Genomic DNA, 22,367 nt, shown 5'->3' on the forward strand with positions numbered 1-22,367 from the left:
ACCGCTTCTTCCTGTCCAGTAATTCATACTCATTAAAACCTGCTGTATTTTCTTTACATTTTCGCTGGTTTCGCCATATGCTGCCGGTATTATCTCAGCTTTTTCTGCTGTCTCCTGTTTTTTAGTGTTATTAAGTGCCCTTCCTTCTTCCTGTGTTGTAACTCTCTGGATAACAGTTCTTTTTGTACCTGGAGCTTTTACTCCGTTTGTTTGTTTAATCTCTAATATACTGTCCTCAGCGTCACTCTCCGCTTTTTTACCCATTATGTCGGCTTCTTTTTCCAAATGTTCGTCAGCGTTCACATCAAGGCCCGATTTAAGCTGAAATGCTGCACTTACTCTTCCCTGCTTCTGTTGTACCGCATGCCAGCCCTCATGAGGGAGATACTTTTCCTGGCCCGGCCCAATATAAATTTCGCTTCCCTGAGTATACGCCAGTGCTCCCTCCTGCTGGGGCTTATCAGAATTATAATGCACCTGTACGTCAGAAAGACTGACCCTAGATAGGTTTTCCAGCCCTATTTGCAGTTTATCCGGCAAGCCCGAGCCTGGAGCAGCACTGCTTGCATCCTGCTTTACCATCTGTATCGGATTCTTGGTATTGCTATCCTGTAAGCTCATATCCTCTGTATTTCCATCATACTTACTTTCAAGCTTTGGTTTTTCTGCCAAAGTAGGGTTCATGCCTTGAAGCTTTCTCTGCTGTTTGCGTTTCCTTCCTTCTTCTCTTGTTAGTGATGCCTGCCTGAATCCTACAACAGATTGCAAAAACAGAAACTCTTCGGTTGTTATAGCATCAGGATCATTGAGCAGTATCGTCATCAATATCCTGTGATCCGTTATTCTTACATTTTTCTTCTTTACGGCAGGCTTATTTTGAACAGGCTTGTTTGTCCTGCCTAAAGCCGGCTCTGGCTTTTTTACCAGCATCTTTGTCATCATGTTTGACTCACTCCTAAAATATCCATCTAGCCTCTGTTATATTAAGTAAATTTCAGGAGTGGTTTAACAGCCAAATCCTTAGAAAACTTCGCTTCATAAATAATTGATAATTTCTGCTTTATCTCGTACTGCCTATGCACCTGTGCCAAAAAAGACCATTCTTTTCGTTAACTGAAAAGCATAACCCCATAAGTTTTGTCTGTCACCGAAATGCTCCGGTTGTCTTTTGCTTTTATAAAAAACAAGACACCGGGATTTTGTATTCCGATGCCTTTGGATTTTCCTCTATGAAATTTATGGGTTCTGGGGTGTCATCTAAGAAATCTCAAATGACACCTATGAAATGCCCCAAAAAGCATGGTCAAAAATGCACTTTTTTGCCCCGATTTTCACTCATTTTTTGCCTACAACCACTATATATGGTGGTCAAGCCGTCTTATTTACCCTTCAAACCACAATCCGCCATCAGAGCTACACTCTCCACATGCCTTGAGTGGGCAAAAAAGATGTCGTACCTCGCTGGTACCCCCTTGGCGGTGGATCAATCCCCACGGATTCGTGAAATTAAAAGTTCATAGCATTAACCTTTCAAAAGCAGTCTTATTACAGTTTTTTCATATTTCTCCCATTCGTCAAAGTGCGGCGAATGTCCGGAATACTCAAATTCAACCAATTCCTTCCCTGGCGACTTTATCTTGTTGTAATATTCTTCAATTAATTGGGGGTGTGATATATTGTCGGCCTTTCCACAAATAAAATAGATGGGTATGTCAAATTCCCAATTTTCGTTCAGTAAATCTATATTCATGATTTCTGCCCACATGTTTTTCACAGAGAATACCAACCCATTTTTAAGCTTTACTACATCGGAAATTTTATATTCTGGAGAAAACAGTGCGCCTATAAACAACATGTTTGGATGTATTCTTTTCCCGGAATAATACAGTCCGCCAAGTTTTGCTAACCAGGACCTGTGCACATCCATGTATCTCAAAAAGTTTTCCTTATCAGAATCAAAATCTTTTAGAGCTTGTAATTCTTGTATCGCCTTTTTATTTTTTAGTTTATGCGCTAAGTCAATGGAAATATCCAGGCTCCTTTGTTCACTAAGGCTCATATTCACAAGTTGTGATATTCCTATGTATGAATAAAACAGTCCCGAATCTCTCGCAATCATTTTCATCCCCAGTATACTGCCCCAAGAATGCCCTACTAAGTATATTTTACTTTTACCAAACTCTCTTAAAAGTATCTTTGTGACTTCCAGCCCGTCATTTACCAACTGCTCAATTGTCATTGTATTTGGATCAATATTTTTATCGTATGATTTTCCACTTCCCCTTTGATCCCAGTTAACAACAATGAAGTTCTTCTCAAGTTCGCTTTTCCCATAATGGGTATAAGCTGTGGCCATTTCAGAACCGCCAGGACCACCGTGAAGAAATAACAGGAGTGGATTATCTAAACTTTTCCCCCTTATAGATATCCATTGCTCCGTTCCATTAATATCAATCTTCTTTAATTCCTTGTAAGACTCTTTTTTTGCCATATAAATCTCCTCCCTCATCCCCGGCTCTTCAAAACCTTCTCCATTGGCTTGCCTTTTGCCAATTGGTCAACCAGTTTGTCAAGCCAGCGAATTTTCTGCATAAGCGCGTCGGATACTGTTAGGGTATATTCCTTATGGGAGCTCCTGAATACAATTTCGCAGTTTTCCAGTTTCTTCTGAGATTTTCGTTGCGGCCCATACGCTGTTGCCTGTTCCTGAAAAGACGAAAATGATGCCCGTTGAACCTGGTACTCCCTTTGAGAAGGGATATATTTCTGAAAAGATAATTAAGGTACGGACTGTCTGCCTTTTAAAGAATCAGTTCTCCTCATCGCCATAATTTGCGTTAATCAGGGACTTACTTTTGCTTTACAATCTGACCCTGGCGGAAAATCTCATTCAAGGCTCTGCCGTCACAGTTATAAAAGTCGATTCCCAGGATATTTGCTATGGTAGGAGCTATATCTACCATCTGAATTTCTCCTAATTGATACTCATTTTTTATACAATCTCCTGATATAACCAATATGCATTTATATTCAGATTTATCCGGTGAAAAGCCATGAGTTGCGTACTTTATGCCTAGTTCTTCCAAATCAGTGACAACCGGGTCCTCCAAACTGTCCTCAAAGCAATAGCCTGTCTTAGCTTCCAACATATACCTGACAGAGTAAGCCACATGATAGTTATGGAGTTCCTTTCTGCCATATATCCTTTCTATGCCATAGCATTCCTCTGTCATAGCCTTTTTAAGAATATCGAGTGCCCGTTGCTCCGCTTCGCTATCGTTTTCTTTTAGATGCAGATAAGCCGCTCCACCAGCATTTTGTATATAAGCTCTCCATTTCATTTCACCTTTTTCTTCATAAATAAGGCCTGCTTCTTTCAATAATTGATTCAGTCTTACCTTGTACCTGACATTAATCTGTCCATGATCACCTATTACCAAAAAAACCGTATCTTCCTCAATACCCGCTTCACGAACTGCCTCCATGATGTCACCCAGCCTTTTATCCATACGGACAAGTACTTTATCAATATCCGGGCTGTCTATACCATGTTCATGTTTGGCATCATCCAGGTCAATCAGATGCATCAGAAGCAAATTAGGTCTTTTTCTTTTAATGGTATCCACAGCACACCTGGTCGTAAAGTCATCCAGATAAGGCTGTTCGATTCCTCTTCTGAAGTGCCCGAATTTTTTCTCCATCCCCATGCTGAAAAAGGGACTACCATTCTTTATAATTTTCAAAGCCTGATTTTCCTTTTTAATTGCTCTTATCTCCGGGATGTTATAACGAATGGAAGCTCTTCCCGTCACAGGCCATAGAATTCCGGCTGATTTCATCCGATGCTTTTTTAAAGCATCATAAACAGCAGGTACTTTGATATCCTTTTTAAACCAAAACCAGCTCTGCTCTTTTTCACTGATAAATGGCTGGAAGGGATTGTTATGGTAAATCCCATGCTTATCCGGATAAACGCCTGTTACCATGGTGGTGTGTGCTACATATGTAAGAGTTGGATAGACGCTCTTCAATTTCGTGCTATAAGCTCCATTTTTTATTAATTCGGAAAGATTCGGAAGTTTACTTGCCTTTTCCCAGTTGTCTTCTGAAAATGCATCATATGATATAACTACCAAATGTTTTGATTTTCCTGCTCTCATTTTTACTCACCCCACGCTTTCAGAACTTCTCTTCTGCTCCTTAGGCAGAGTTATGAAAATAATAAATCCAATAATAAACAGAGGAATGATCCCCAATATACTCCATCTGGTTTTACCGGTAATTGTTGCTGTCAAGGCCATTATCGCCGGGCCGACAATAGCTGAAAATTTGCCAAATATATTGTAAAAGCCAAAAAACTCATTTGATTTTTCCTTGGGAACTATCTTTGCATAGTAGGATCTGCTCAATGCCTGAATTCCTCCCTGGGCAGAGCCAATCATCGCACCCAAAATAAAAATATGCCATACGGAAGATATAAAATATGCCGCTATACAGGAAATGATATAAGTAAGAATACCGACACTGATCATAGTTCTGGCTGTGAACCTTTTTGCCAGATTACCATAGAGAATCGCACAGGGAAATGCAATAATCTGTATAATAAGTAAGATTCCGAGCAAGGTGAAAGTATTGAGGGCATCATCACCTAAAATGGAAGTAGCATAGGGCACCACCATTTTAATAATCGTATCCACACCATCGATATAGAAAAAGTAAGCTGCCAGGAAGATAAATACAATTTTGTGCTGTCTGATATTCTTGAAAGTAACAGCCAACCGTTTAAAGCTGTTAATCACCGGGCGGGGTTCCGGTTCAATATAGTACCTCTGTTTCACATCCTTTATCATAGGTAATGTAAGAAGCCCCCACCAAAGGGCAGTAATGATAAACCCAATCTGATATCCAATTGCTTTGTCCATTCCCATAAGGAATATCAACGCCAGACTGATACCAAAAGGAATGACACTGGATATATATCCGAAAGCAAAGCCACTGGAAGAAACCTTATCCATCCTCTCTTCACTGGAAACATCCACTAAAAATGCATCATAGAAAATGTTAGAACCGGCAAAGCCTATGACCGACAAAATAAAGAAAAGAATCAATAGCTGCCATTGTCCGCTGGAAGGAGACACAAATGCAAGAGCCGCCGTAGCAAATACACCCAGGAACGTAAAGAACACGAAAAAGCGTTTCTTTCTATCCTTATAATCTGCAATTGCACCTAAAACAGGACTTAAAATTGCTACCAAGATACTAGCAATTGAATTAAAATACCCAAGATCCATGCTACTTTTTACATTTTCAAACATACCATATATAATTGGCAGTAATGCAGTCGTAACAGCCATAGAATAGGCCGAGTTGCCACAATCAACTAATATCCATGATCTTTCTTCTCTACTTAACTTCATGAATGAATCCTCCTATGGTTTATTATTGAATTATATCATATTACTAAAAATGGCAAGTTAAAACCATGTAAAGAATAATACGATCCTCTCCCACAGAAAAATCTTCTCATTACCCGCCATTTTCAAATTTTCTTTCATATTCCTACTCCTATCAATAAATTCAATGGGGGTATCTAAACCATATGTTCCATCGCGATATTTTGATTTTCTAAATTTTTTCTCCCATTCATTTACTTCATAAATAAGGTACAATAAATTGCGCAAATTGAATAAAGGGTAAAAATAGACATGTCCAAAGCCGTTTGGTAAAATTAATTCACCACAAACCAATTACCAAAGGAGGCTTAGGAACATGTCTGAAAAGATTATACAACGCTTTTCCTTACGAACACTGGTTAAAGATCCGCACCACAAATCTGGTTGAGAGGATCAATCGGGAAATTAAGCGTAGTGCCAGAGTGGTCGGAACCTTTCCTGACGGCAATTCTGCCCTAATGCTCGTCTGCGCCGCTTACGCCATGTTACGGGAACCCAATGGGGCGTAAAGCGGTATATGAATATGAAACATCTTGAAAACTATAGTACAGAGGAAACAGAATCTGAAAATCTGGCAGGGTAACTGCCAGAAACCATGCGGCAAAATTAAATTTGCGCAAAGTACTTGACAGTATCATGCTTGACAGTACCTAGACTTGCGATAATGTTCTTTTTGCCCTCACTCATTGGTTCACGTCTTTTTGCCATTAAAAAAGCCTCCTATGATTTTTTATTTTATCATAGAAAGCTTAATTTACAGACCTTTCTTCACATGCTCACATTTTTCAGTGAGCATGTGTGCAATAGAGCGTCCAACGTAAACCATAATTAATATTGTCGCTTTTTTACTTTATTCATTAATTAGCTTCATTGCTAATTTTACACTTAACAATACTGCTGTATTCACCCCATACCTTATTATTATTAATAATTCTATATGCGCGTGCTTTATAGTAATAGTCACCAGCGGATAGCTTATTTGCTGTATATTTCAACGCATCTTCAGCCTTAATTGTCTGTATAAGTTTATAGTCACCATCCTTGCTATTTGACATATAGATACAATATCCAACTGCTCCCTCACTTTTATCCAACATAATTGTTACCATATTATTACTACTTTTCGCAGATAGCTTTACTTTCTGTGGCTTAAAGTCTGTAATACTCTTGGCCGGTGATGAATAGTATGTTGTAAATGTATATCTCATTTTTCCTTTTTTACTTAACTCATCAAGCTCCACTTTACATAATTTATCGACAAATCACTTAATAGTAAAGCAAGATGAAACTTGTTCAATTTCTTTCAGTGATTTTTGTAAAATTTTTCATTCAGATTTCGAAAGAATCTTGAGCATAGTTTTCAACTGTAGTGCCAGTTGCAGAGTGTTGCCGATGCAATCTGATACTTTTCAGCAAGCTCTTCCGTCATTCAAAAGCGATGCATCTTTACCAAGCCGGAATTGATCTTATATATATTCGAGATATCCTTGGGCATGTTGATATTGCAACTACGGAAGTGTATGCGCGTGTTGACACGGAGCGTAAACGTGACGCTTTGGAAAACGCATACCCTGAAATCACTGGTTCCACACTCGCCGATTGGAATGACGATGAGGATTTGATTCAAAAGCTCTCAAGACTGGTGTAAAAGCAAAATGATATGCGACGATAAAAGTGCCATAAGTGCAGGTATTAACCAGCTTTTTGGTCTGCTTCGTCGCATATTATTTTTCGGTACATAACCATCAGCGTTTTGCCCGCAAATAAAATCCAATAGCCCTGCTGTTTCTTCTCCTGATAATGATTCCTTCAGCCCCGCGGTCATCACTCCTCACAGCTCGCCGCCGACAATTTCAACCGACGGGTACAGGCTGTGCACCTTTTGGCTGAGGGCTTCATCATGGATGTACTCAGCAAGCCCTCTGTCATTTTCAAACTGGCGGTTCTCTTTTGCGATGGCAGCCAGGATAGCCTCCTCATATGCCGCAGCCTCTGAGGAGGTCATTTGAACAGAGTTATCCCCCATTCCAGACTCACCTTTCGGATAGGTGACAATCTTCAGAGGGAAAAAGATACGCATTGTTTCACTTGCCATTGTGCTTCCCTCCATTCGTTTTGATATTGTACATTCAGCTCCCTAAAAAAGGGCACAAAAAAAGCGGGGTATCTTCGTCAGAAAATACTCCCCGCTGAATTTCAGAGGTTACTTATATTCTGTAATGGATCATAAACTTATGCCGCTGCATCGCTTCCTCTATTTTTTTAGAAAGGGACTGCAGCCCTGTCCTGCCGGTTAAGTCAATTATTTTCTTAAATTCGGGCAGGGATGACGGCGGTATTAATGTTATGCCGTAATATACGAGCCCGCTGCCCGGACGGGAAAGGGTGTGAATATAGGTTTCCAGTACGCTTAATTCCCTAAGCAGGGGTTCAATGTAATCGTCATGTATTGCGATGCAGCCATATTTTTCGGGACAATATTCATCATACCTTTTATCTTGCTCCGGCTCCGTTTCAAAGATTCCAAACTCATGCTTTGCCATTCGATTACCTATATACCTCGCCTGTCGGCGAGGTTCTCTGCGTTATGATTGTGCCTGTTCCGTATTTCGTATATATGCCGTTTTCTTGCCTGCACCAGTTTTGATGATATACCCCTCTTTCAGTAATCCGGCCAGTGCAACCTCAATGGTCGAAGTACTTATATCGGGGCATTTTTCAAGGATGTCTCTTTTAGACAGCCTCTTTAGCGTGTTATCAAACAACAGCCTTATTCTTTCAGGTTTTGACAAGCTCCTGTTTTGTAAATGCTCTACCCTTGATGAAAATTCTTTACAGGCATTGAGGATAATTCCTAAGCAGTACTTCACAAAAGGCAGATTGTCATTTTTATTCTCATGCCACAGCTGCGAGCTGTTCTGCAACGTCTCATAGTAGGTTTCCTTTGTCTTCTCGATAATCATTTCCATGCTTATATATTTTCCAACAATATATCCTGAGCGATAAAGCAGCAAAAGAGTCAGCAGCCTGCTCATCCTTCCGTTTCCGTCATTAAAGGGATGTATACAAAGAAAATCCAGAACAAACATGGGAATCAAAAGCAGAGGATCATGCTTTTCCGCATTGATAGCCTCAACAAATGTATTTGTCAGTCTTTCCATCGCATCCGGTGTTTCAAAAGCAGACAAGGGCTGAAAACGGATTCTGTTATTTCCTTCAGGGTCGGTTTCTGCAATGATATTATCTGATTTTTTAAAATTACCGCCTGATAATGACGGGCTGAATTGATAAAGATCCCTGTGAAGCTGCAGTATTACATTTACTCTGGGAGCCATATAATCATAGTTTTCATGAATCAGCTGGAGAACTTCCCGGTAACCGGCAATTTCAGATTCAGAACGGTTTCGCGGTTCGGCTTTTTCCTTGACAATGGCATCAAGGCGTTCATCGGAAGCACATATGCCTTCAATTCTGTTGGATGCGCCAATGCTTTGGATTTTGGCAATCTCAAGCATCGCATTCAAAATATCCGGCTTCGCTTCTATAAACAATTCCTGTTTTCCTTTGTACTCATGTATTGCTGATACCAGATTCATGATATCACTGCAGAACAATTCGTTTGGAATCACATTGTAGTTGAATTCTCGCATATGTTCACTCTCTTTCTGCACATCAGATCACATTTATGCATAATTCTATATATATTTTATGCAGAAGTCAAGTAGATTAGGCAGAATTGAAAGCTGTATTCTGCACAAAGCTCAATGATTCTGCACTATTTATTACTAACTATGTGCAGAACATACGGATTTATTCATCTTAATTTCATAGCTTTAGTACATACAGGCATAATTGAACCGCTATACTCTCACGTGCTTGGTGTATGGTTCTAGCAAAAACATAAGTTGCTCAGTAATTTCCTGAATATTGCATGGCATAGAATTATTGATCCACCATTCCAATACGCCAAGAAACCCGGAAGTCAAGAAATGAGTGGTTACATCATTTGAAAATGCACTATTTTCTGACTTTATACCGACAACCTCAGTTACTGTTTGCGCAATTATGGTGTACAATCGGCTGCGGAAAAATCCAAAGCCCTCATTGCTAAGAAGCAGCTTGTATATTGTAAAATTTTTCTCCAAATATTCAAATACGCTTTGAAATGCGCTTGCGTTTAGAATGGTATCAGCACTATTGGCACAGTGATTTAACAGCAGCTCAACATATGTTTCAATGCACTTGTCAAGCAAGTCGAATTTATCCACGTAATGCAGATAAACAGTCCCTCGGTTTATGTTCGCGCGTTCGGCAATGTCATTGATGGTTACTTTTTCAAATCCTTTTTCAGCCAAAAGGTTGATGAAGGTATTCATAATCAGCTGCCTTGTTTTTTGTATTCTTCTATCCACAAAGTTTCCCTCCAGATATTCAACAGATTAGCACAATGTGTTGAGTTCTCAACAGTTGGAACAACTGTAACTATTGAAATTCTCTCCACATATCAGTATGCTAAGAATATCAAACACTTGTTGAAAAATCAACACGTGATTATTCAGGAGGATACGGTATGAAAATATTATTTTTTGGTCGCGGTGTAATAGGAACACAGTACGCCTGGGCTTTCGAAAACGCGGGCCACACCGTTGAGTTCTATGTTCGTGAAGGCAGGAAGGCACAATACGGCTCCTATGTAAACTTGGAACTATGGGATGCAAGGCAAAGCAAAAAAGACCGGATAGTCAAAGAAAAATGGCCTATTGTTATGCAGGAAGAGATAAAGGAAAATCACGACTATGACCTCATTTTTATGAGTGTCAACCCCGAGCAGGTATCAAGTGCGGTAAAATACCTTGCTCTGCGAGTTGGAAATGCGACGGTTCTTTTTTTCTGTAACTTCTGGCAGAACCCTCAATCAGCTGTTCAGCCGATTCCGCACAGTCAAATTGTTTATGGCTTCCCCGGTGCCGGCGGCGGATTTGAAGGAAACACTCTTTACGGCGGGCTTTACAAGACGGTTCAGTTTGGAACATTTGAATCCGAGCCTACCAAAAGGGATTTAGCGGTTCGTAAGCTTTTTGCTCAGGCAGGCTTTAAGATAATGGTTCAAAAGGATGTTAAAAGTTGGCTCTGGAATCACTTCGCGTTTAACGCTGCAATGGAAGTTGAAGTATTAAAAAGCGGCAGTTTTGAAAAAGTAATTTCTTCACGCGAAGCGCTCGATGGATTAGGCCGGAACTTGAAAGAAATGATCCCTGTTTTGAAAGCAAAGGGCTCAAAACTTGATTTTTTGACAAAAGTGTTGAGCGGCCTGCCACCGAGAGCTGTTGGATTTCTTATGAGTCACGTTGTTTTTTCTCCGAAAAGCATGTCCTATGCGCTTGTGGCGCATAACCACTTTAAAGTTGGCTATGCTGTGCAGGAAGTTATTACAGATGCCAGAAAGTATGGAATAAAGGCACCACGGCTTTACGATGTAGAAAGCTTAATTACGGAACAGTGAACATATCCAAGAAAAAAAGCAATGACGAAAATACCTCCTGGAAGAATAGTAACTATGGCATGTGGTTTCTTATTTTGTTGTAATAATTTGCAACTCCATTTTTATCTCAGAGATAATCTAGATTGAACTCGCTGAGCTAACAGTAAGAGAAGGACACTTTCTAGTTTAGGTTGTATATAAAAACAAAGGCATTAGGATTTGCTGTCCCGATGCCTTTGGATTTTCCTCCATGAAATTTATGTTTCTGGGGCGTAATCTAAAAAATCTCAAATGTCATCTATGAAATGCCCTAAAAAACCGGGTCAAAAAATGCACTTTTTCGGCCCGGTTTTTGTTCAATTTTCGCCCCAAAACCACTACATATAGCGGTTGGCATGCCTCATTTATCCTCAGAACCACAATACGTCATCATTATCACGCACTCAACGTGCCCCGTCCACGGAAACATATCCACCGGCTGGACTTCCTTCACCTCAAACCCCTTCTCGCTCAGATACTTCAAATCCCGAGCCAGCGTGGACGGGTTGCAGCTTACGTACACTATACGGCTTGGCTGCATTTCAACCAGCGTGTTGAGCAGCACCTCATCGCAGCCCTTCCGCGGCGGGTCCACCACCACCACATCCGCCCTTATGCCCTGGGCGTACAGTTGGGGAATAACCTTCTCCGCCTCTCCCACCATGAACTGCGTGTTAGTAACATTATTCAGCCCGGCATTTTTCTGAGCATCCCTTATGGCGTCCGGCACAACCTCCACCCCAATAACCCTCTTGGCTTTTTCAGAAAGAAAGAGAGAGATTGTTCCTATGCCGCAGTAGAGGTCAAAAACCGTTTCACTTCCCGACAACTGCGCATACTCAAGGGCCTTGCCGTACAAAACTTCAGTCTGAACGGGATTTACCTGAAAAAAGGACAGAGGTGAGATGTCAAATCTGTATTTGCCTATGTAATCAGAGATAAAAGCTTGCCCGAACAGGCATATATTCCTATCCCCCAGGATTATATTCGTATTTTTAGTGTTAAGGTTAAGCATAATGCTCTTGATATCCGGGTATTTTCCTGTGAGCATTTCCACCAGTGCACCGTCCCCGGGCAGCTTACTCCCGTTGATTACAAGAACCACCATCAACTCATTGGTCTTGAAGCCCTTCCTGACCATGACATGCCTCAGAAGTCCCTTGCCGGTTGTTTCGTCATAGATGGAGATTCCGTTGCTATTGCAGAAATCCCTCACCAGTCCTCTTATTTCATTGCTCTCCGAAGGCTGGATATCACATTGGGCACTGTCTATAATGTTGTGGGACCTGCTTTCATAAAAACCTATTTTAATCTCCTTGTCCTGCCTGCCCACGGGATATTGGACCTTATTCCTGTATTTGTAGGGGCTGGACATGCCTATAGTATCAAGAACCTTTACATTTTCCAGGCCTCCAATCCTTCTGAGGCTCTGTACGACAATATCCTTCTTGAATTCAAGCTGCGCCGGATATGTCATATGCTGTACCGCGCACCCGCCGCATTGTTCAAAAACCGGACAAAAAGGCTCAACCCTGTGGGGAGAAGGCTTCTCCACCTTAATAAGCCTTCCCACTGCATAGCTTTTGGTCTGCCTGACTATTTTTACCGTCACTGTTTCACCTGGGAGGACTGTGTCTACAAATACCACAAAACCGTCTATTTTTCCTACGCCCTGACCCTCCTGGGTAAGTCCTGTAATCTCGAGCCTGTACGTTTTATCCTTTAAAAAAGCCTTTTGAGTATCCCGCTTCATACCTGTAATACCACTGCCTTTCCGCATCCATCCACCTTATATTTTTATAAAATTTATCTGCCTTATATGGTTTCATATAAATATCTCTTAGATATCTTCCAAGTATCTTCCATAGTATTTTAAGAATATTTTAAGAATATTTCAAGAATCCTCCACGTATCTTAAACATCCCGATACCTTCCGCACTGCTTCCTTATAATAACACATGATAACACAACCTGAATGCCTGCCGCAATCAAAATAAAGGCATAGGGGAACTGCCGTCTGAGCTTCAAAAACCCTGCGGCAAACTCCCGTATGCCCTGATGCCTGTAATGTCCTCAAAAAGCTTTAATTAATCCTCACTGTTCCCTTCTGTAATCCAACAGCATCTCACGAAGCTTTGTTGCATGCATTCCCTCATCCTCCGCAAATTTCCTGAAAACCTGCTTTACCTGGTCATCCTCTATTCTCTTTGAGTACATCTCATAATCCCTGACCAGCTCCATGGAGTTTTCCCATGCTCTCAGCAGTCTGTCATATGTTGTTATTTTAACTTCATTATCTAGTGTTGACATTTGGCTCCACCTCCATAAAAATATTATTCTCATTTTCAGAAATCTGATTCACCCAGCAAAATCCAACTCATCCATCAAAATAAAATTATTCTAAGCCACGCAAAAAGCAATCCTTCCAGCCCTTGTAAAAATTGAGAACATAAAAGCAGGTTCACTGGATAATCTAATATTGAAAACGAGATTAAGAAAAAAGTAACCAAAAGTAACCAATTAATAAAAAAACGGAGGGCAATCCATGGGCATAATTTATATACTTTTAATATTGGCAGCTTTGTTTGCCTCTCTATTATTTGCAGTTGATGCAAAAGTGAGACTGGAATTTGATACCGACCACAACCATATGCAGCTTTCAATATGCTGGCTGTATCCTATGTTCAAGGCCACCGGAACGCTGGAGGCTGCAAGCCCTGTATTTAATCTGTACTTTTTCAGGCTCCATTTGTTAAAGAAAAGCATTAAACCGGGCAAAAACAGCGGCAAGACAGGTATCAAGCTGTCAGACCTCACAGGCATAATCAGGCCGAAGGATTTGAGAATTGACACAAGGTACGGCTTTTCAAATCCGTCGGCTACAGGCATCACCTGCGGAGCTTTAAATGCAGCCTCGCAGTTTATAAATATAGATTTTTTCAATAATCTGCCGGACTTTATGTCCGCCAGGGACTATATCTATTTTGATGCAAAAGCAAGTGTAAATTTGGGTGCCTCACTTACCAACCTGCTAAAATACTACAAACACAGGAGGAACTTTCAATGGATCAGAACACAAACCTGACACAGAATGTTGATTCACTTTTTTCAAACCTGGAAGGTTTTACTCAGAATGAAGGACTTATAGGAAAACCGGTAACTCACGGAGAAAAGACTTTTTTACCCGTTGTCTCCCTGACCTTGGGATATGGCAGCGGCAACTCAGCCTCTAAAGCCCAGCAGGGGACTTCCACCACCATGTCTCCCGGCATGAATTCTATGAGCGGTGCGGGAAATATGGCAGGAGGAGCTCTGGGCCTGGGAGCTAAACTATCTACAGATGCGGTTATAGTTGTGGACAAGGACAATGTATCCCTGCTGCAGCTTAACGGTACTGCTGCGGGCCAGCTCATGGACAAAATCCCTCAGATAATATCCGGCATGACCGGCAAGCAAGGCGGCCAGGCCCAGGGACAAAGCCAGCAGAGTCAACAGAGCCAGCAGAACCAGCCCCAGGCCCAGCAAAGTAAATGATTCTCCACAATTTTACTGAATAGCTTATAAATAATTGCAGAAAATAGAATACAGTATAACCTTCATGGGCAGTTATTGCACCTTGACCGTTTAATATTCTTTATGAAAGGATAATTATTATGGAAAAAGTTGAAAGAAGAGAGAGTTCGGGCTTCGGCTCGTTTTTATTGCGTCTGGTGGTAGGCGCGGTCATATTGGCCATAACAGCTTTTCTGACTCCGGGCTTTGCAATTTCGTCCTGGTTTTCACTGTTGCTGGCTGCCGTTGCTTTAGCTGTTCTGGACTGGCTGGTCAATAAAATAACCGGTATAAATGCAGCTCCCTTCGGAAGGGGCATTTCCGGCTTCATACTGGCTGCAGTAATAATATATGCAATTAAGTTCATCGTACCCGGTTACAATATAACCCTTTTCGGAGCACTAATCGCCGCCGTCATATATGGTGTGGTCGATGCAATTATACCGGGCAGGGCAATGTAGCAATTTACAGCAACCCAATTGCTATCGGCTGAAAGCCAGCTTGAAAGCATAATTCAGAGCCAACTTATTGACTTTTGGAAGGCGAAGGCTTTGAACCGTAATTGACTTTGGTAAGCTGTGCTGCTGGATTTGTAGGATTTGCGGGAGGAAGCCCTCGGTAGGCCTCCTCCCGCATAAAAAAAAATTGTCCCTTATAAAGGGACGAGTAAGTTATTATTTGAATCAGTATGCCGTTATTTTTATTATTCCACATAACACAGGGTTTATACCTTTAATTTCCAATTATTTTCCTTATCCTCTGTATGCCCTGCTTTTATATTTTAACATTGTCCCATATATTTTTTAAATCGTCCGATGTCTCATGCAGCAGCATTGATATCTGGTCCAGGTCCTTAAGCGTGTTGTTTTGAATATCTATTATACTGTTGATGCTGTCGCCGTTGGTGGAGTTCTCCGCAGCAGCTTTGGACATGTTGTCCACAGCCTCGATGAATTGCACCGTTGATTCGTAATGGTCATAGGCCTTGTCAGCGGATTCCTTTATGGCCTGGGCCACCAGATTTACCGATTGAATAATTTCCGAGATTCCCGCTTTAACTTCATAAATCCTGGAGGCACCGTCTTCAACACCCACAACACCTGCATTCATCTTCTCCACTGCAGTACCGATACAGGACTGTATCTCCTTTATCTGGTTCTTTATTTCAACGGCAGATTGATTGCTTGCATTGGAAAGCTTTCTTATTTCATCTGCAACTATGGCAAAGCCCTTGCCCTGCTGTCCCGCCCTGTTGGCTTCAATAGCCGCATTCAAAGCCAGAAGGTTGGTCTGTGAAGCTATCTGGGTAATAGTATTTGTGATTTCACCTATTTTTCCGGAGGAAGCCTCCAGCTTTGATATGGATTGGGCAATGGATTTTACGGTTTCATTGACAGTATTTATAACCATCTCAGCCTCTTCCACGGTTTTTTCCCTGGACCGGGCAAGCTCCACCACCTTTTTGCTGTCGTCCACAGCCTTCTGGGTCTGCTGGGAAACAGTTCTTACGTCAGTCATGATACTCTCTGTATCAAAAGCGGTGCTCCCCGCCGGGGTCACTTTTCTGCCTGTGTTCATCCTGCTTACGGTCTCACGGTTCTGATTAACCAGAGAAGTCAGCCGCTGCTTGAGATTACTTATTTCAGATGTGGTATTTTTAAACTGTTCCACCATCTTTTGCTGACCGTCAAGCACGCTGTTGACTTTTCTGCTCAAGCCGCCGATTTCACCTTCAGACCCGATATCCGCTCTTACGGTCAGATCCCCCTTTTCCACCCGGGACAGAATTGCAGCAAGAGAATTAATGGGATTGGCAATTTTCCTGGACAGCACAAACGCTATAAGCATGCCGGTAAATATGGATAAAATGCTTATGCCGGTAAAAATCCATATTATAACACTCTTAATATGCTCCGAGGTTTTGATGTCCTCTGCAAGATAGCTGTTAAATGAAATCCTGAGCTTATTGATGTTGTCGTTAAATTCCTTATTCATACCCGTCAGGCTTTTATAACCGTTTGCTATGGCCCCCTTCCGGATTATGGCACTTCTTTTGGTTATTTCAGCCGAGGCAGTATTATATTCTGAATGCCTGACTTTTAGTGAAGCCAGTACTTCCTTGTCCAAGCCGGAACCTGCCAGCTCTTCCAGCAGTTTTTCTATTGCAGCCCTGTTTTTGACGAGAACGGCAGACACATCCTCAAAGGCTGCCGCGGAATACATCAGCTCAGAATTGCTCTGGGCCGTAAGATTTATGATTTCTGCAAGCTTCTGATACTGCTCAAGCTGCGTTTTCAACTGTTTCATATTCAAAACCCTGTCAAAGCCGAATACTTCCGAGTTGTCAAGCACCAGCCTGCTGTCCGAAGCTGCATTTGTAATACCCTGCTTCAGGGCTTCAATCTTTCCGTTCATTTCTTCAGCCGGAGCTTCTTCCTCCGCACCTGACGATCTCATGAGGCTTAAAACATCCGCCAGAAGATTCTTTATCTCCACAAAGCTGCTGTCTATTTCTTTTGCGTCGGAGTTTATAAGCTTCAGCTTTCTGTTTATTTCGGTAGTATCATATAACGCGTTTGCCAGGCTTTTCTCAAGTGCTTCCGCCACTGCCGCCTTTTGTTCCGACTGGTCTTTTTGAATGCTGTCATAGCTTTTCTGAACGCCTTTGGAAAGCTCAGCAATACTTTTATTATCAAAGGCCTTAAGAGCATCAGACATTGTATTTTGGTACAAATCCGAATATTTTTTATTAATAGAGACAAGCTGCTGCGCCGCTTCCTTATCCTTCTGGCTTATCCCTGAATTCATCAGCTTGTCTGCAATATCCTCAATGTTCTTTGTATATGCTTCAAATTCCTTATTATCCGCAGCCTGAACCGACGTTACACTGTCGGAGGCAAGCTGCTGGCGTTTGGCCGAAAGTTCCAGAAGTTCCTGAAGCATATCCTGTTTAGTTTTATTTACCTGTATGTCCTTAACTGAATCTATCACCTTATTATAACCAAAAAATGAAATAGCTGTTGACAGCAGCGATACTAGAATTACTATGCTAAAAGCTCCTATCACAGTGCTCTTGACGTTTTTCATGGTAACCTCCAAATTAAATATCAGTTATTTAGACACAGATAAATAATAAATTCGATAAAACTTTTAAAAATCCTTTGCTGATAGGTTATAATTCGTCAAAATATTTGTTTATTTTTTAAAGCTCCTGCAAATCTAATTTAACTCGTTGAAATTTCAGGCTTACAGCATGTGCATGTGTTTTACTTTAAACAGACCGGGATGTCAATTTAAGCAGCACTACAGTTAATTTATTAAAAATATTCACAAAAAAAGAGGATATTGAGATTAATTGTAGAATATTATAATTTGCAAATTCGCTTCTACGGGTATCTCTTTTTACTTCTACAAAAGATAAATACGATTTTTTCGTAAATCGATCACTTTTAACCGGGACAATTGTTATCAGCGGCGGAAATATGGAAATAATTAAGATAGGCCCTGCAGGGATAATCTTGGTCTGTCCTGTGCTGCAAGCCTTTTTACAAGCTGCCCGCGTGAGAAAATATAATGGTGGTAATTATTAAAATGAATGTTTTAAGCAGTTTAAAGAAATTGAATAAAAATTACTCGGTAGTAATCGTTCCCCACACTAACGATAGTGTGAGAAGATTAGCTGTAAAGGCACCCCTTGTCAAATTGCTCCTTATGGTTTTAATTCTTTCTGTATTCTCTGCCTTCCTCTTTATCCACGAGTACAGAGGAAGCGCCCAAAAACACCAGGCCGAACAGAACAGCGGCGAACTGGAGAAGCAAATCAAGTCATTAAACGATATAATAAGTGCACAGAATGAAGCTCTTTCCATGAGCAAAAGCCAGCTTGAGCAGGCTAAAAAAGAAAACGCCAAAGTGAAGTCAAATGTGGAAGAATTTACAAAGCTGTACGAAAATATCGCAGAGGATTATATCAGCAAAACCAGCCGGGGAGCTTCGGCTGCCAAGAACAGCACAAGCGCGGTTCTTGACCTTTCAAAGCTGAGCACCCTGGTAAAGGAGCTCAACAAAGGCTTTACCGAGGATGGGGAGCTGGCTGCCCAGTTGCGGATAACCGACAGGAAACTGGAAAAGTATATTGGGGCAATACCTACTTTCCTGCCTGCCACCGGAAGCATTTCCTCACCTTTCGGCATGAGGACCCACCCGATTCAAAAGGTATATAAGATACATGAGGGTGTGGATATCACTTCCTCAAAAGGTGACCCGATATATGCCGCAGCCTCCGGGGTTGTAGAGTTTGCAGGCTACTCCTCAGGTTATGGCTATAATGTGAAAATTGACCATCAGAACGGTATAAGAACAATTTATGCCCATTCCTCCAGGCTTCTGGTAAAAAAAGGTGAAAAGGTGGAAAAAGGCCAGAAAATCGCACTGGTTGGCAGTACTGGAAACAGTACCGGACCCCACCTGCATTTTGAAATAAGAATAGGAAATACTCCGGTTGACCCCACAGGGTATTTGGACTTTACTTCAGTCAAGTAGCCTTATATAAGACCTGAAGGCAAATTAAGGCAATATATTATGAAATCAGATGAATACCAATCTTATCTTACTTTAAGAAGGAGGAAATAAAATTGTTTAATAAGCAAACAGATTTTGCAAAGACTACCTTTGATACACTGGTAGGAAGCAATACAGAACTTAAAGGCGATGTGATCTCTAAAGGCATTGTCAGGATAGACGGTAAAGTCACGGGAAATGTTTCGGTGCAGGGAGACCTTTTTATTGGCGAGGCGTCCGCAATAAAGGGGGATGTGACCGCCGCAACCATACATATTGCAGGCACTGTTGAGGGAAATATATATTGCTCCGGCCTGTTGAAGCTTTTGACAACCGCCAGGGTCATTGGTGACATTCAGGTGAAATCCTTTGTGTGTGAGGAAGGCAGCCTGTTTGACGGAAATTGCAAAATGCTTGAAGTGTCCGCAGCAAAACCAATCCTGCTGGGTAAAAAGAAAGATTTCAAAAAGAGCTCTGCAGTTGGTGAGGAAGAAGCCTGACCGGTAAAAGCAGAGGCCTCCGGCCAGCATATGAGCATGACTATAGACTGCCCGGTCCATTAGCTTGGATCGGGTTTTCCATTTTACGAACACGGCATTTCCTGCCATAAATAAGGCAAATTCATATTAAGAAAAACTTAAGAAAACCGCGGCAAGGCAATTTGTTGCGGCTCATTGCGGGCTGTGGTATAATATTGTGAATAAATGTATTTAGACAAGTCAAGGAGGATTTATGAAACCTAGTAAAAAAGCTGCAAAAGGAAATGAAGAGCAGCCGAAGAAAAAGAAAAAGAAATTCTCTTCGCCATATGCCCAGTTTACCTTTGCAGTTGTAAAGACAGTATTGGTTATCCTCATATCTTTAGGGTGCGTTTTTGCCGGAATTTTAGGAGGCGCGGTTTTCGGATATGTTAAAAATGCTCCGCCTATTACGCCTGATCAATTGGATATAACTAAGCTTACCTCTTTCATATATGACAAGGATGAAAATGAAATAGCTCAGATTAAGGGCAGTGAAAACAGAGTACTGGTTGAACACTCGGAAATACCCGACAATATGAGAAATGCATTTATAGCAATTGAAGATGCCAGATTCAGAACTCATAACGGAATGGATATCAAGCGTTTTATAGGTGCTGCCGTGGAGTATATTATTACTTTTGGCAATGCCTCCTACGGTGGAAGCACCATTACACAGCAGTTGGTCAAGAACATCACCGGGAATGAAGAATCCACCATTAAGAGAAAAGTTCAGGAAGCCTGGCAGGCAATAGCCTTGGAAAAGGTCTTATCAAAGGATCAGATACTGGACAATTACATGAACCGCATAACAACCGGCTCCGGTGTCTATGGTGTTCAGGCGGCGGCAAAAAAGTTTTTCAACAAGGACGTACAGGACCTGTCACTGGCAGAATGTGCCTGTATTGCCGGAGTAACCAAATCTCCCGGTTTATTTGATCCTACACTTGGTGAAAAGAATCTGGAAAGAAACAAGGTCCGTCAGGAAATCATCTTAAGTGAAATGCTCAAACAGAACTATATTTCCCAGAATGAGTATGAGGAAGCTGTAGCCGAACAGCTTAAATTCTATCAGCCGGTGGAGGAAGAAACAAAAGTATCCAAGAATGTACAGAGCTATTTTGTAGACTATGTTCTCACCCAGGTAAAAAAAGACCTGATGAAAAAATACAATCTGTCAAGCGATGCTGCAAGTATTAAGATTTATAACAGCGGTTTAAAAATATATACAACTCAGGATTCCAACATTCAGAAGATTATGACTGAGGAGTTTACAAACATAAAGAACTTCCCTGTAAACGAAAAAATCAGCAATCCTACCATGCAGGCCCAGGGTGCCATGATTGTCATTGACCCTGCCAACGGCCAGATAAGGGGTATGTATGGCCAGTATGGGAACAAGGAAGTAAGCTTTGCCCTCAACAGGGCCACCGATATGCAGCGCCAGGCAGGCTCCAGCTTCAAGCCCATCGCCGTGTATGCACCGGCCATAGATATGGGGCTGATAACACCGGGAACCGTAGTGGATGACGTGCCTGTCTATATGGACAATACGAAGCCCACAACACCTTATCCGACTAATGCCGAGTCCGGAACCTACCAGGGGCTTATAACCATAAGGAAGGCTATAACAAAGTCTCAGAATGTTGTGGCAGCTCAGGTTTTCAGAGACTACCTGAAGCCTGAGAACTCAATAAAGTATCTTAAGAAGGTGAACATAGACAGACCTAACGAAGGTTATATTTCTATGGCTCTTGGAGGGCTTAAGGACGGTGTCAACCCTCTGATTATGGCAGCAGCTTTTGTGCCCTTCGTCAATCAGGGCATGTATATAGAACCCATATCCTATACAAAGGTGACCGATGACAAGGGAAATGTCCTCCTTGACCGAAAGCAGGAGCAGAAAAGCAATGTAGCCTATAAGGAGACCACTGCCTTTCTGATGACAAGCATGATGCGGGATGTTGTTACCGGCGGTACCGCCTCGGGCTATGGAACAGTTAAGAACAAGTCCGGAAAGGTGATTCCTACAGCAGGTAAAACCGGTACTACCGAGGATTACAAGGACAAGTGGTTTGTCGGCTACTCCCCCTATTACGTGGGAGCCACCTGGTACGGGTATAATACTCCTAAATCCTTAAAGAAAGCCGAGTGGAGCGAAGCTCTCCTTTTGTGGAACAAGGTAATGAACCGGATACACACAAATCTCGAGGTCAAGGAATTCAACCCTGCACCTGAAGGAATAGTATCCAAAGCCATATGCATAGATTCAGGAAAGCTTCCGGGCCCCTATTGCTCCAGCGACCCCCGGGGAAACCGGATCAAAACCGAGTATTTTGCCAAGGGCACCGAGCCCACAGATATCTGCGACGTTCATATTTTAGCCAAGGTGGATAAATCCAGCAAGGATATTTACGGAAGGCCTTTATTGGCGGGACCGTACTGTCCTCCAAATCTTGTTGAAGAAAGAGTGTTTATAAAAAGGCCGGTTCCATACCTGCCCAAGGACCCAAGTAACAAGTCTCTGTCAACCCAGATACTGGATTGGATGTATGAGATTTCACAGGGAGAATACTGTACTATTCACAATGCATCAACCTGGCAGCCCTCCACGCCCTCAAACACGAACAACAAGCCTTCAGGCTCCACAGGCAATCAAGGCACACTGCCTCCTGAGCAGATATCCGAAGAGCTGCCTGACGGCGGCATGGATGTAATCCCGTAATGAATCAGGAATCAGAAGCAGTGGCATATATAAAGCTT

General features: G+C 41.8%; 19 protein-coding genes and 3 pseudogenes. 9 read left to right on the forward strand and 13 right to left on the reverse strand.

The annotated features are described in order from the left end of the window. The 5 genes and pseudogenes from CLHUN_RS06405 to CLHUN_RS06425 all read right to left on the reverse strand — a co-directional run. A partial coding sequence (locus CLHUN_RS06405; RefSeq protein WP_117387026.1) for an eCIS core domain-containing protein occupies nucleotides 1–942 on the reverse strand: 942 nt, incomplete at its 3' end. Between the two features lie 580 nt (nucleotides 943–1,522). Then, a complete protein-coding gene (locus CLHUN_RS06410) occupies nucleotides 1,523–2,491 on the reverse strand; it encodes an alpha/beta fold hydrolase (protein ID WP_165755685.1) in 969 nt (322 codons plus the stop codon). Between the two features lie 14 nt (nucleotides 2,492–2,505). Next, nucleotides 2,506–2,607, reverse strand: a pseudogene (locus tag CLHUN_RS21765) (DUF2200 family protein); the annotation flags it as partial. A 242-nt stretch (nucleotides 2,608–2,849) separates the two neighbouring features. Continuing rightward, on the reverse strand, nucleotides 2,850–4,160 hold the full coding sequence (locus CLHUN_RS06420) for an alkaline phosphatase family protein (protein WP_080063762.1): 1,311 nt from the start codon (nucleotides 4,158–4,160) through the stop codon (nucleotides 2,850–2,852). A gap of 6 nt (nucleotides 4,161–4,166) precedes the next feature. Further along, nucleotides 4,167–5,417, reverse strand: coding sequence for an MFS transporter (locus CLHUN_RS06425; protein ID WP_080063763.1), 1,251 nt, complete (start codon nucleotides 5,415–5,417; stop codon nucleotides 4,167–4,169). Between the two features lie 368 nt (nucleotides 5,418–5,785). Between CLHUN_RS06425 and CLHUN_RS06430 the strand changes: the two are divergent. Then, nucleotides 5,786–6,036, forward strand: a pseudogene (locus CLHUN_RS06430) (transposase); the annotation flags it as partial. 274 nt (nucleotides 6,037–6,310) lie between these two features. Here CLHUN_RS06430 and CLHUN_RS06435 read toward each other — a convergent pair. Further along, complete coding sequence (locus tag CLHUN_RS06435) at nucleotides 6,311–6,694, reverse strand: hypothetical protein (protein ID WP_133051095.1); 384 nt, start codon at nucleotides 6,692–6,694, stop codon at nucleotides 6,311–6,313. 197 nt (nucleotides 6,695–6,891) lie between these two features. On the opposite strand from CLHUN_RS06435, the pseudogene CLHUN_RS22855 reads away from it, so the two are divergent. Then, nucleotides 6,892–6,936: pseudogene (locus tag CLHUN_RS22855) on the forward strand (hypothetical protein); the annotation flags it as partial. A gap of 348 nt (nucleotides 6,937–7,284) precedes the next feature. On the opposite strand, the gene CLHUN_RS06445 reads toward CLHUN_RS22855, so the two are convergent. The 4 genes from CLHUN_RS06445 to CLHUN_RS06460 all read right to left on the reverse strand — a co-directional run bounded on the left by CLHUN_RS06445 (nucleotide 7,285) and on the right by CLHUN_RS06460 (nucleotide 9,865). Beyond that, nucleotides 7,285–7,548 carry a hypothetical protein gene (locus CLHUN_RS06445; protein WP_479692024.1) on the reverse strand — a complete coding sequence of 88 codons (264 nt, stop codon included), beginning with the start codon at nucleotides 7,546–7,548 and terminating at the stop codon, nucleotides 7,285–7,287. 112 nt (nucleotides 7,549–7,660) lie between these two features. Continuing rightward, the gene (locus CLHUN_RS06450) at nucleotides 7,661–7,996 is read right to left on the reverse strand and encodes a hypothetical protein (RefSeq protein WP_080063766.1); all 336 of its coding nucleotides are present in this window, start codon (nucleotides 7,994–7,996) and stop codon (nucleotides 7,661–7,663) included. Nucleotides 7,997–8,038: 42 nt separating this feature from the next. Beyond that, nucleotides 8,039–9,103 (reverse strand): Fic family protein, encoded by a 1,065-nt coding sequence (locus CLHUN_RS06455; RefSeq protein ID WP_080063767.1) that lies wholly within the window; start codon nucleotides 9,101–9,103, stop codon nucleotides 8,039–8,041. A 210-nt stretch (nucleotides 9,104–9,313) separates the two neighbouring features. Next, entirely contained in the window at nucleotides 9,314–9,865 is a 552-nt protein-coding gene (locus CLHUN_RS06460) for a TetR/AcrR family transcriptional regulator (RefSeq protein WP_242656456.1), read from the reverse strand. 158 nt (nucleotides 9,866–10,023) lie between these two features. Between CLHUN_RS06460 and CLHUN_RS06465 the strand changes: the two genes are divergently transcribed. After that, the gene (locus CLHUN_RS06465) at nucleotides 10,024–10,956 is read left to right on the forward strand and encodes a ketopantoate reductase family protein (protein ID WP_080063768.1); all 933 of its coding nucleotides are present in this window, start codon (nucleotides 10,024–10,026) and stop codon (nucleotides 10,954–10,956) included. Nucleotides 10,957–11,335: 379 nt separating this feature from the next. On the opposite strand, the gene rlmD is transcribed toward CLHUN_RS06465, so the two are convergent. Beyond that, nucleotides 11,336–12,727, reverse strand: a complete 1,392-nt coding sequence (gene rlmD / locus CLHUN_RS06470; protein ID WP_080063898.1) for a 23S rRNA (uracil(1939)-C(5))-methyltransferase RlmD — start codon at nucleotides 12,725–12,727, stop codon at nucleotides 11,336–11,338. A gap of 341 nt (nucleotides 12,728–13,068) precedes the next feature. Next, on the reverse strand, nucleotides 13,069–13,284 hold the full coding sequence (locus CLHUN_RS06475; protein ID WP_080063769.1) for a ferritin family protein: 216 nt from the start codon (nucleotides 13,282–13,284) through the stop codon (nucleotides 13,069–13,071). 235 nt (nucleotides 13,285–13,519) lie between these two features. Here CLHUN_RS06475 and CLHUN_RS06480 point away from each other — a divergent pair, with 235 nt between their 5' ends. From CLHUN_RS06480 to CLHUN_RS06490, 3 genes are all read left to right on the forward strand, one after another. Beyond that, entirely contained in the window at nucleotides 13,520–14,059 is a 540-nt protein-coding gene (locus tag CLHUN_RS06480; protein WP_080063770.1) for a hypothetical protein, read from the forward strand. Beyond that, on the forward strand, nucleotides 14,038–14,508 hold the full coding sequence (locus CLHUN_RS06485; RefSeq protein WP_080063771.1) for a GerW family sporulation protein: 471 nt from the start codon (nucleotides 14,038–14,040) through the stop codon (nucleotides 14,506–14,508). The genes CLHUN_RS06480 and CLHUN_RS06485 overlap by 22 nt, the downstream gene beginning before the upstream one ends. Nucleotides 14,509–14,627: 119 nt before the next feature. Beyond that, nucleotides 14,628–14,987 carry a phage holin family protein gene (locus CLHUN_RS06490; RefSeq protein ID WP_080063772.1) on the forward strand — a complete coding sequence of 120 codons (360 nt, stop codon included), beginning with the start codon at nucleotides 14,628–14,630 and terminating at the stop codon, nucleotides 14,985–14,987. A 313-nt stretch (nucleotides 14,988–15,300) separates the two neighbouring features. Here the strand turns inward: CLHUN_RS06490 and CLHUN_RS06500 are convergent, their stop codons facing one another. Continuing rightward, on the reverse strand, nucleotides 15,301–17,613 hold the full coding sequence (locus tag CLHUN_RS06500) for a methyl-accepting chemotaxis protein (RefSeq protein ID WP_080063774.1): 2,313 nt from the start codon (nucleotides 17,611–17,613) through the stop codon (nucleotides 15,301–15,303). 486 nt (nucleotides 17,614–18,099) lie between these two features. Between CLHUN_RS06500 and CLHUN_RS22670 the strand changes: the two genes are divergently transcribed. The 3 genes from CLHUN_RS22670 (at nucleotide 18,100) to CLHUN_RS06515 (ending at nucleotide 22,329) form a co-directional block, all read left to right on the forward strand. Then, entirely contained in the window at nucleotides 18,100–19,068 is a 969-nt protein-coding gene (locus CLHUN_RS22670; RefSeq protein ID WP_278247525.1) for a M23 family metallopeptidase, read from the forward strand. A 92-nt stretch (nucleotides 19,069–19,160) separates the two neighbouring features. Then, complete coding sequence (locus CLHUN_RS06510) at nucleotides 19,161–19,586, forward strand: bactofilin family protein (RefSeq protein WP_080063775.1); 426 nt, start codon at nucleotides 19,161–19,163, stop codon at nucleotides 19,584–19,586. A gap of 232 nt (nucleotides 19,587–19,818) precedes the next feature. Continuing rightward, nucleotides 19,819–22,329: a transglycosylase domain-containing protein gene (locus tag CLHUN_RS06515; protein ID WP_080063776.1), complete on the forward strand. Its 2,511-nt coding sequence runs from the start codon at nucleotides 19,819–19,821 to the stop codon at nucleotides 22,327–22,329. Nucleotides 22,330–22,367: the final 38 nt, after the last annotated feature.

Origin of the sequence: Ruminiclostridium hungatei (assembly GCF_002051585.1) — a bacterium.
Classification (GTDB): Bacteria; Bacillota; Clostridia; order Acetivibrionales; family DSM-1351; genus Ruminiclostridium; species Ruminiclostridium hungatei.